Consider the following 9,063-nt stretch of genomic DNA (forward strand, 5'->3'; position numbering starts at 1 on the left):
CTGCGCGACGAGGGGCGCGGCTGGCTGGAAACCGCCGCGACGGCAGACGGCCGGGCCGGCGCGCCGGCCGCCCGGCGTGCGCAGCTCGCGCTCGGCAAGGCGTTGCTGCTCGGCAGCAGCGACGTGCCGAAGGACTATGCACGCGCCCGTACGTTGCTCGGCGAAGCGGCTGCGCAGGGCGACCCGGCCGCCGCGTATTACCTCGGGCTGATCTATCGCAGCGGCTACGGCATCGCCGCCGATCCCGTGCAGGCCGCACACTGGTTCGAGATCGCGTCGCGCGCGGACATTCCGGCCGCGGACTTCATGCTCGCGAACGCGTACCGGGAAGGCAGCGGCGTGCCGCGCGACGACACGCGCGCGCTGGCGCTGTATCGCCGCGCCGCCGAGCACGAGTTGCCGGAAGCCGTGCAGACGCTCGCAATGGCCTATCGCAACGGCGAACTCGGGCTCAAACCCGACGCAGACGAATTCCACGCGCAGTGGATCGAGACCGCGCATGCGCTGAAGCACCCGGTCGTCGCGCCGTGACGGCTCTTCCGCACGCACACGCACGAACCGGCATCGCACCGGCTGCATGACGCGCGTGCCCCGACGCTCCGCGCATCGATTGCCCGACAACGGAATCGATCGCGGGGCGCGGGCGGGCGCGCCGGTTGCATTGCCGCCATCCGGCCGCGCCACGCCGATCGTTCGGCGTGCGGCAATGCATTAACATGCAGCCTCACAATAAAACCTGAGAGAACTGCATCCATGTCCCATCGCCTTTCCAGGCTTGGTGCCGCTGCCGTCGGCGCCGTCGCCATTGCCGTTGCCGGCGCGCCGCTCACCGCACTCGCCGCGCCGCCCGCCCAGCCCGACATCTTCAACGCCGCGCTTTGCAAGCCGCCGTTCACGTCGGACCTGATGGACTCGATCTACAACACCGCCAAGGCGGCCGATCCGAAACCGGACGAGTCGATGCTGGGTGCCGCGGTCTATCGCCTGCAAGAGCCGATCCACCGCGACGGCTTCACGACGCAGCAGGTCGTGTTCGTCAGTACCGGAATCGGTGTGCTCGTGGACGGCGAGGTCGCCGACCAGCTCGCGAAACGCTACCAGTTGACCCTCGAGAAGGGCCACCTGCTGGGCGCGTCGTCCGTCGGCTATTCGCGCCGGCTGACGGTCCGTGGCCCGGGTGGTGCGCTGATCCTCGTGTCGGCCCGCCAGGGCCCGGCGCTGAAGGGCAAGACGCTGCTGGCCTGCGAGATGACGTCCGAGGAGGACATCAAGGCGCTGGAGCGGATGGAAAGGAAGTAAGCCGGCATCGCGTCAACGAGCATCAGCGGTGTAGAGAGGCGAAGCTCCGGCAGTCTCGTCTCCCTACTTCTCACCCGAGGAATGATCGTCCGATCGTCGCGCGATACTCAAGCAAACGGGAAATATAAGGTTCAAGGTAGAGCAGACCTGCAAGTAAGGTCCCAATGCCGAGCGTGCGCCCCCATTTCTTGCTCGACCAACGCCTGTAAGCAACTGCATTGACTACGCCGAAAAACACGGCCGGCCCAAGCAAGTATGTGAAAAACAATAGACCCTGCCACCACGAAATCGGGCATTTATCGATTTCGTAGCAACCACGCGCCGGTGTACTTGGGAGTTTCGGCCAGCTTATAAGGCTGAATACGTCTAGGTAGAACCACGTCAACAGAAAGCCCGCAAGAATTCCCAAAAGCGTAATCGCAAGTCGCCTCACCTAACCTCCCAAAACCAGATTGAATTCGACCGCCCAAGATCGGAATAGCTAAGGCTCGGCAGCACACTTGCACCTCGTCGAAATGATGATATGCCGAGATATCGCCCGATCGCCGAGGCTGCACCCCAGACGCTGTTCATCGTCATTCGAGAGCCGTTCCAAAGATCGATATGTCCGCCACTTGCATTCGACTCCGACTCGCCGACACGTGTCCAGTACCCGTCGAACATCACAATGCCTGTACGCCCCTTTATTTTCGCTTCCCAACCCGCTCCGGTAATCGATTCCGACTTTCCTAGCCCGGCAAATGGCTGATGCCTGAGCCACGAGCCAAGCTCATTGGCGCGTGTGGCAGTCGCCTTTCCGTTGAGCATGATTCGCCCGATACTCGATTGACCGCCCAGCGGCCTGACCAACTTCGACGAAAACGACTTCATATCGACGCCGACGCGGTGCAGGGCAACGCTTACACGAATTGCACACTGATTTGTATAAGCCGAATTGTTATACGGATTTCCCAAAGGATAAGCACCCCACAACGCCTTGAATGTCACCGCCCGAAGCGCTACTACCTTGACCGAGCGTGGAGTTGTATTTGCCCTCACTGTTATCGGTCTGTTGGGCATGACGTCCAGTCTCGATGGGCGAGGGCATCCTCGCCCCAATAGATTGTGTAACTGCCGGCGGCCTCGGTGTCGATGCGGGGTAGCTGGCCATCCGTACCGACCCGTCCCACATACGTGCGCCCGTCAACCGTTTCGATCACGTAGGGATAGTTCTGCGGCAGCGTGGTACCGATGCCGACGCGCACCTGCTCGTCGTAATCGAGCGAGATATCCGCTTGTTCCAGCACGGTTCTCTCTCCATCATCGGACGCTGGCCCACGTCCGTTCTCCGCGAACTCAACCAGTTCATGCGAAGTCAGGATCATCCGCATACCCCGCTCTGCATAGAAGACGGGCGGTGGACTGCATCCGCATGCATTGATATCTCCGCTCAACGCCCACGGCTGACCATTGGGTGCCGTGCCGGGCAAGCGCGGACCTTTCGGTGCAATGAACCCCACCTGCTTGCAAGCCGTGCAGTACGTTTTCATGTAGAGCGTGGCAATCTGCACGCTCGGAGGCGGATTGGAACACGTGACAAATTCCAGCCCCTCCGTATTCGTGGCACTGCCACCCCGATCGCCTCTGGCGAGGAAGTAACGAATCATGCCGCGCCCCCCCGACCCATCGCGGTCTGCCGGTTTTCGTCAACGACAGCGCCCCTCGCCGCAAATCCGACGGCTGTCGACCTGCCAGTAATGCCTCTGTCTCCCCGCGGCATACTCCTACTGACGACCACCCAATAAATCCTCGGTACCGCTTGCCCGCGACGACTCATCCGAATCCCCTTTCATCATTGGTTGGCGAAGAACTCGCCGCATCCAAAACGCGCGATCGGAATAGGAGAATCAATCAGACGAATTCGAAATCCTAATCAATTAACATCAGTCGATTATGTTTTTCCAGTAGATTGATCAAAACGCGGAAGATACTGCTTTACGCGCGCCGATGCGCCGCCGTCCAAATGCATGCCCTCTCTGAAGAGCAATGGCAACCTCGCGCTTAATGCGTCGCCCCGATTGCCCGTCCTCTTTCGAACAGATCGACCACCACCGGACTTCCCGACGCGCCATCGCCCCCTGTCGCTACAATAGGCGCCATGAACGCCCCCACCTCCTCCGACACGCCCGATTCCGGCGACGCGCACATCGCGCGCAACCGGCTCGAGGCGCACCTGGACGCCGCGCCGCGTGCGTGGCCGCTCGACATCGTCGCCGCCACCGGCTCGACCAACGCCGACGTCGCCACCCGGCTCAAGGCGCTGCCGCGCAATGCGAACGCGCTGCCCGCGCCGCTCGTGCGCGTCGCGTTCGAGCAGACGGCCGGCCGCGGCCGGCAGGGCCGCCCGTGGTTCGCGCAGCCCGGCAATGCGCTGCTGTGCTCGGTCGGCTGCATCGTGCCGCGCCCGGTCGAAGCGCTCGGCGGCCTCAGCATCGCGATCGGCGTTGCGCTCGCCGAAGGGCTGGCCACGCTGCCGCTCGACGCCCGCTCGCGCGTCGCGCTCAAATGGCCGAACGACCTGCTGCTGACGGCCACCGACGACGGTACGCCGCGTATCGTCGGCAAGCTCGCCGGGATCCTGATCGAAACCGCGTGGACCAGCGCCGACGCCACCGCCGTCGTGATCGGCTTCGGCATCAACGTGCGCGGCGCGGAAGCGGTCGCCGCGCAGGTCGACGCGCTGCGCGCGCGCGAAGCGACGCTCGCAAGCGGGCTGCCGCCCGCTGCGCTGTCGATCGCGTGCGCATCGGCCAACCTCACCGATACGCTCGCCGCGTCGCTGAACGCGCTCACGCCCGCGCTCGCGCAATTCGGCGCCGAAGGGCTCGCGCCGTTCCTGCCGCGCTGGCACGCGCTGCACGCATTCGCGGGGCGCGAAGTCGTGCTGCTCGAGCAGGGCGTCGAGCGCGTGCGCGGCATCGCGACGGGCATCGACGCGAGCGGCCAGCTGCTGCTCGACACGCCGGACGGCGTGCAGGCGATCGCGGCCGGCGACGTGTCGCTGCGCGAAGCGCAATGAACGAGCCGCACCTGCTGATCGACGCCGGCAACAGCCGGATCAAGTGGGCGCTCGCCGCTGCGCAGCGCACGCTCGTCGAGACGGGCGCGTTCGGCCACGCGCGCGACGGTGGCGCCGATCCCGACTGGTCGAACTTGCCGCGTCCGCGCGGCGCGTGGATCTCGAACGTCGCGGGCACCGACGTGGCCGCCCGGCTCGACGCGCTGCTCGACGCTCGCTGGCCGGGCCTGCCGCGCACGACGATACGCTCGCGTCAGACGCAATGCGGCGTGACGAATGGCTATACGACGCCCGAACAGCTCGGCAGCGACCGCTGGGCCGGCCTGATCGGCGCGCATGCGGCGTTTCCGGGCGAGCACCTGCTGATCGCGACGTTCGGCACCGCGACGACGCTCGAGGCGCTGCGCGCGGACGGCCGCTTCACGGGCGGGCTGATCGCGCCGGGCTGGGCGCTGATGATGCGCGCGCTCGGCACGCACACCGCGCAGCTGCCGACGCTGACCACCGACATCGCAAGCGGGTTGCTCGCGGGTGCGCAGGCCGAACCGTTCCAGGTCGATACGCCGCGCTCGCTGTCGGCCGGCTGCCTGTACGCGCAGGCCGGGCTGATCGAACGCGCGTGGCGCGATCTCGCCGACGCGTGGCAGGCGCCCGTGCGGCTCGTGCTGGCCGGCGGCGCGGCGGACGACGTCGCGCGTGCACTGACGGTCCCGCATACGCGGCACGATGCACTGATCCTGTCCGGGCTCGCGCTGATTGCCGCGGAAGCGGCAACCGCAACGGCAGCGCAGGAGTGACGGAAAGGCGCCGGTATCGCGCTGGCGCACGGCAACGCAAGCCCCGGGCAGGCCAGCGTCGCGATGACTGTGAAAGACGCGCGGCGCCACGACGGCGGCCCGCGCGCACGGTCGACGGAAGGAATGAAAAAGCCGGCCATGCGGCCGGCCCGATTGGATGACGTGAACCACGTCAATGACGATGAGGAGTGTCGACGATGCTGCGCTGGCTGATCGCTGTTCTCTTTCTCGCCAACATGCTTGCGTTCGTGGTGGCACGCGGCGTGTTCGGGCCGCTGCCGGCGGCCGGCCCGCGCGAACCCGGCGTGCTGGCACGGCAGGTGCGGCCCGATGCGCTGCGCGTGACGCCGCTCGCGCACGCAACCGACCAGCCCGTCGTCGGCGGCCCGATCGCGTCGCCAGCCCTCACGACCGCGCCGCTCGCGGCATCCGCACCCTGACGCGCTGACGGCGCCGCACCGCGCTCAGGACTGCTGCGCGCGCACCTTCTTCAGCAACGCGGTGGTCGAGCGATCATGCTCGAACGGAATCGCCAGCGCACGGCCGCCCCAGCCGCGCACCAGTGCCGATTCCGGCAACGCATCCATGTCGTAGTCGCCGCCCTTCACGAGAATGTCCGGCCGGACGGCCTCGATCAGCGACACGGGCGTCTGCTCCTCGAACTTCACGACCCAGTCGACGCTTTCCAGCGCCGCGAGCAGCGCCGCACGGTCGTCCTCGCGATTGATCGGCCGGTCGTCGCCCTTGCCGAGCATGCGTACCGACGCGTCGCTGTTCACGCCGACGATCAGGCATGCGCCGAGCGCTTTCGCGTCGGCGAGATACGTGACGTGGCCGCGGTGCAGGATGTCGAATACGCCGTTGGTGAACACGACGGGCGACGGCAGCGACGCGCGCAGGGCGACGAGGGCATCACGGGTGATCAGCTTGCGTTCGAAGGTGGCGGACATGATGAAGGTCGGACGGAATGGACAACGACGCGCGCGGCGGATCGGACGGCAGGACGCTGCAGCGGCGCCAGATAAAAAGCCCGCCGGACCGGCCGGGCGGGCTTCATGCAACGGATGATGCGAACCGCGGACAAACCAGCCACGCGGCCGGCACAACGCGCACCGGCTGCGGCGCCAGCCTGTATCGGCGTCAGGCCGGCTGCGCGGCCGACGACGGGCCGCTTTCGGCCTGCAGGCGGCCGGTGACTTCCTTGCGGTAGCGGTTCAGTTCCTGCGCGGTGGCGAACGTACGCTCGAACAGGATCGACAGGTTGTGCAGGATCCGCTCGACGACCTTCTTTTCCCACTCGCCGTCGAAACGGATCTGCTCGTCGAGCCAGCGCTCGAGCCATTCCGGATCGGGCAGGCGCGACTGCACGGTGTCGCGCGGGAACAGCGCCTGGTTCACGTGCAGGTTGGTCGGGTGCAGCGGCTTCTCGGTGCGGCGCGCCGACGCCATCAGCACGCCGATCTTCGCGAATGCCGCACGCGCGACGTCGCCGCAGTTGTTCAGTGCCTTCTTCATGTAGCGCAGGTACGCGCCGCCGTGGCGTGCTTCATCGCGCGAGATCGTTTCGTAGATCTGCTTGATGACGGGCTCGGTGTGCCAGTCGGCCGCACAGCGGTACCAGTGGTTCAGGCGGATTTCGCCGCAGAAGTGCAGCATCAGCGTCTCGAGCGGCGGCGCCGGGTCGAACTGGAAACGCACCGCGTGCAGTTCCTCTTCGGTCGGCACCATTTCCGGCTTGAAGCGGCGCAGGTATTCCATCAGCACGAGCGAATGCTTCTGCTCCTCGAAGAACCACACGCTCATGAACGCGGAAAAGTCGCTGTCGTGCTGGTTGTCGCGCAGGAACATTTCCGTCGCGGGCAGCGCCGACCATTCGGTGATCGCGTTCATCTTGATCGTCTTCGCCTGCTCGTCGGTGAGCAGCGAAGCGTCGAACTTGTCCCACGGAATGTCCTTCTCCATGTCCCAGCGGACAGCTTCGAGCGACCTGTAAAGTTCCGGATAAAGCATGGTGTTCATGATGGTCCCACCCCTGTTCTGCGCAATGCGACTTCTCTAAACGTGACTGTTGCCGCAAAGGCGCGCCAAGCGCGCTTTTTGCAGCCAAGACTGTAATTTTACGCGTGAAACCGGCCGGCCGGACGCCGATTGGTCGTCCACTGGCCAGGCGGCCGCGCCGCCGCCGTTGCGGCATGCCGCAGCCGCGCTCCGTTCGAACGGAACCGGCTGCACTTGCCTGAGTGGGGGCCGGCGCTGGCCGGCTCGTTGACGAGCCCGTCCCCTGCCCCAGGCGGGTTCCCCGAAGGGTCCCGTGCGGATGCCGGATCGGCGGGCTGTTCGATATGGTGTATACGGCGGCGGCCATGATAGCACGCGTGCATGACGGTTCCGAGACGCCTGCCCGGTCGTGCTCCGCCAATCGCGGTGCGGCGATCGGTCGCGGCCGACCGTCGCGAAAACGCAACCTCCCGCAACCTCGCGCAACCTCGCCCCGCCCGAACGCGTCAGACCCGTATTTCGCCGGTCGCAAGGCCGTCTTCCGGCGGCATGCCGGCGGCCGGCGCGCCGCCGCCGTCCGCCAGCGCGATCCAGCCGGCCAGCGTATCGCGCTGCGCACGCCCGTCGCGGTAGCCGAGTTCGATCAGTTCGCGTGTGAACGCCTCCTCGAACAGCAGGTAGCTCGCGAACGACGCGCCGGCCGGCTGGCTGCCGCCGACCGCGCCGAGCAGCCCGCGGATCGTCGCCGGCATCTGCTTCAGGTGCTTCGCGGCGATCAGCTCGATGCGCTCGGACGGCGCGATCGCGAGCACGTCGACATGCCGCCAGCCGCTGTCCACCTCGACCTGGTGCGGCAGGTGCTCGATCATCCGATTGATGTGCTCGATGCGCTCGATGTCCGAGCCGATCGAGTCGAGGAACACGCTCGCGAGCACCTGCTGGCCGATCTGCGCGAGCGTCGGGTAGCCGCGCACCAGCCCGGCGCCGTTCGCGGCCGGAATCTCGGGCCGCGGGTCGGCCGCGCCGACCACGACGATCCGATCCGCACCGAAGTGGATGGCCGGTGACAGCGGCGCGATCTGCCGGATCGAGCCGTCGCCGAAATATTCGATCTGCCCGTCGAGCACGAGCGGCACGGCCGGGAACACGAACGGGATCGCCGACGACGCGAGCAGGTGCGACGCCGACAGGTCGACGAGCCGCGCAGTGCGCTGCGCACGCCGCCACGCCTGGATCGGCTGCGCCGCCTGGTAGAACGTCAGGTGCCGGCCGCTCGAATAGCTGAGCGCAGTGATCGCAAGCGCGTGCAGCAGGCGCGCCTCGAGCATCTGCTCGATCCGGTGGAAGCTCAGCTCGCGCTGCAGCAGGTGTGCGAGCGGCGCATTGTCGAGCAGCCCGCGCGGCGAGCGGCGAGCCGCCCAGCCAAAGGTCATCGTCGCGAGCCAGCGCGCGCCGGCGGCCGCGATGCCAAGCCAGTCGGTGCGATACACGTAGTCGGCGCGCAACGGCTCCCAGAATTCGAGCAGGCGGCGCACACCGTGGGAAAAGTCGTCCGCGTGGCTCGCGATCGACGTCGCGTTGATCGCGCCGGCCGACGAGCCGCACACGACCGCGAACGGCAGCGTGTGCCGTTGCGGATCGGCCTCGCGCGCGATCTCGGCCAGCGCCTTCAGCACGCCGACCTGATAGGCGGCACGTGCGCCGCCTCCCATCAGAACGAGCGCGAGCCGCATGATCGACCTGCTACCTGTGCCGCGTCACGTCGAGCGCTTCGGCGGACGCGTTTCGGGCGACGAAGCGGCTGCCGCACGTGCGGCGGCCGAACCCGCCGCACCGGTCGACTTCGCGCGCTTCGTAGCGGGCTTGCGCGGCGCGGCGGCGGCCGGTGCCGGCTTCGCGGCCGGCTCCGGC

At 67.0% G+C, this 9,063-nt stretch carries 11 protein-coding genes; 6 read left to right on the top strand and 5 right to left on the bottom strand.

All coding sequences use genetic code 11. The features are described 5' to 3' along the window. Positions 1–531, top strand: a 531-nt coding sequence (locus G3N64_RS36995; RefSeq protein ID WP_205788569.1) for a tetratricopeptide repeat protein, incomplete at its 5' end; no start/stop codon positions are given. A gap of 222 nt (positions 532–753) precedes the next feature. Continuing rightward, the gene (locus G3N64_RS37000; protein ID WP_205788570.1) at positions 754–1,299 is read left to right on the top strand and encodes a hypothetical protein; all 546 of its coding nucleotides are present in this window, start codon (positions 754–756) and stop codon (positions 1,297–1,299) included. Positions 1,300–1,728: 429 nt separating this feature from the next. Here G3N64_RS37000 and G3N64_RS37005 read toward each other — a convergent pair whose 3' ends face one another. After that, positions 1,729–2,358 carry a type VI secretion system amidase effector protein Tae4 gene (locus G3N64_RS37005; RefSeq protein WP_205788571.1) on the bottom strand — a complete coding sequence of 210 codons (630 nt, stop codon included), beginning with the start codon at positions 2,356–2,358 and terminating at the stop codon, positions 1,729–1,731. After that, positions 2,340–2,945: a hypothetical protein gene (locus tag G3N64_RS40075; protein WP_241021405.1), complete on the bottom strand. Its 606-nt coding sequence runs from the start codon at positions 2,943–2,945 to the stop codon at positions 2,340–2,342. Before G3N64_RS40075 ends, G3N64_RS37005 begins: the two co-directional genes overlap by 19 nt. A 491-nt stretch (positions 2,946–3,436) precedes the next feature. Between G3N64_RS40075 and G3N64_RS37015 the strand changes: the two genes are divergently transcribed. The 3 genes from G3N64_RS37015 to G3N64_RS37025 all read left to right on the top strand — a co-directional run bounded on the left by G3N64_RS37015 (position 3,437) and on the right by G3N64_RS37025 (position 5,594). Continuing rightward, a complete protein-coding gene (locus G3N64_RS37015; protein WP_205788572.1) occupies positions 3,437–4,357 on the top strand; it encodes a biotin--[acetyl-CoA-carboxylase] ligase in 921 nt (306 codons plus the stop codon). Continuing rightward, the gene (locus G3N64_RS37020; protein WP_205788573.1) at positions 4,354–5,154 is read left to right on the top strand and encodes a type III pantothenate kinase; all 801 of its coding nucleotides are present in this window, start codon (positions 4,354–4,356) and stop codon (positions 5,152–5,154) included. Before G3N64_RS37015 ends, G3N64_RS37020 begins: the two co-directional genes overlap by 4 nt. A 197-nt stretch (positions 5,155–5,351) precedes the next feature. Beyond that, positions 5,352–5,594 carry a hypothetical protein gene (locus G3N64_RS37025; protein ID WP_205788574.1) on the top strand — a complete coding sequence of 81 codons (243 nt, stop codon included), beginning with the start codon at positions 5,352–5,354 and terminating at the stop codon, positions 5,592–5,594. Positions 5,595–5,618: 24 nt separating this feature from the next. Here G3N64_RS37025 and rfaE2 read toward each other — a convergent pair whose 3' ends face one another. The 3 genes from rfaE2 to G3N64_RS37040 form a co-directional block, all read right to left on the bottom strand. Beyond that, positions 5,619–6,104, bottom strand: a complete 486-nt coding sequence (gene rfaE2, locus G3N64_RS37030) for a D-glycero-beta-D-manno-heptose 1-phosphate adenylyltransferase (RefSeq protein ID WP_205788575.1) — start codon at positions 6,102–6,104, stop codon at positions 5,619–5,621. Positions 6,105–6,294: 190 nt separating this feature from the next. Continuing rightward, positions 6,295–7,173: a diiron oxygenase gene (locus G3N64_RS37035; protein ID WP_011353352.1), complete on the bottom strand. Its 879-nt coding sequence runs from the start codon at positions 7,171–7,173 to the stop codon at positions 6,295–6,297. 485 nt (positions 7,174–7,658) lie between these two features. Beyond that, complete coding sequence (locus tag G3N64_RS37040; RefSeq protein WP_205788576.1) at positions 7,659–8,885, bottom strand: patatin-like phospholipase family protein; 1,227 nt, start codon at positions 8,883–8,885, stop codon at positions 7,659–7,661. Here G3N64_RS37040 and G3N64_RS40295 point away from each other — a divergent pair. Next, a partial coding sequence (locus G3N64_RS40295) for a hypothetical protein (protein WP_205788577.1) occupies positions 8,884–9,063 on the top strand: 180 nt, incomplete at its 3' end. The genes G3N64_RS37040 and G3N64_RS40295 overlap by 2 nt on opposite strands.

This window comes from Burkholderia sp. Ac-20344 (assembly GCF_017104975.1).
GTDB lineage: Bacteria > Pseudomonadota > Gammaproteobacteria > Burkholderiales > Burkholderiaceae > Burkholderia.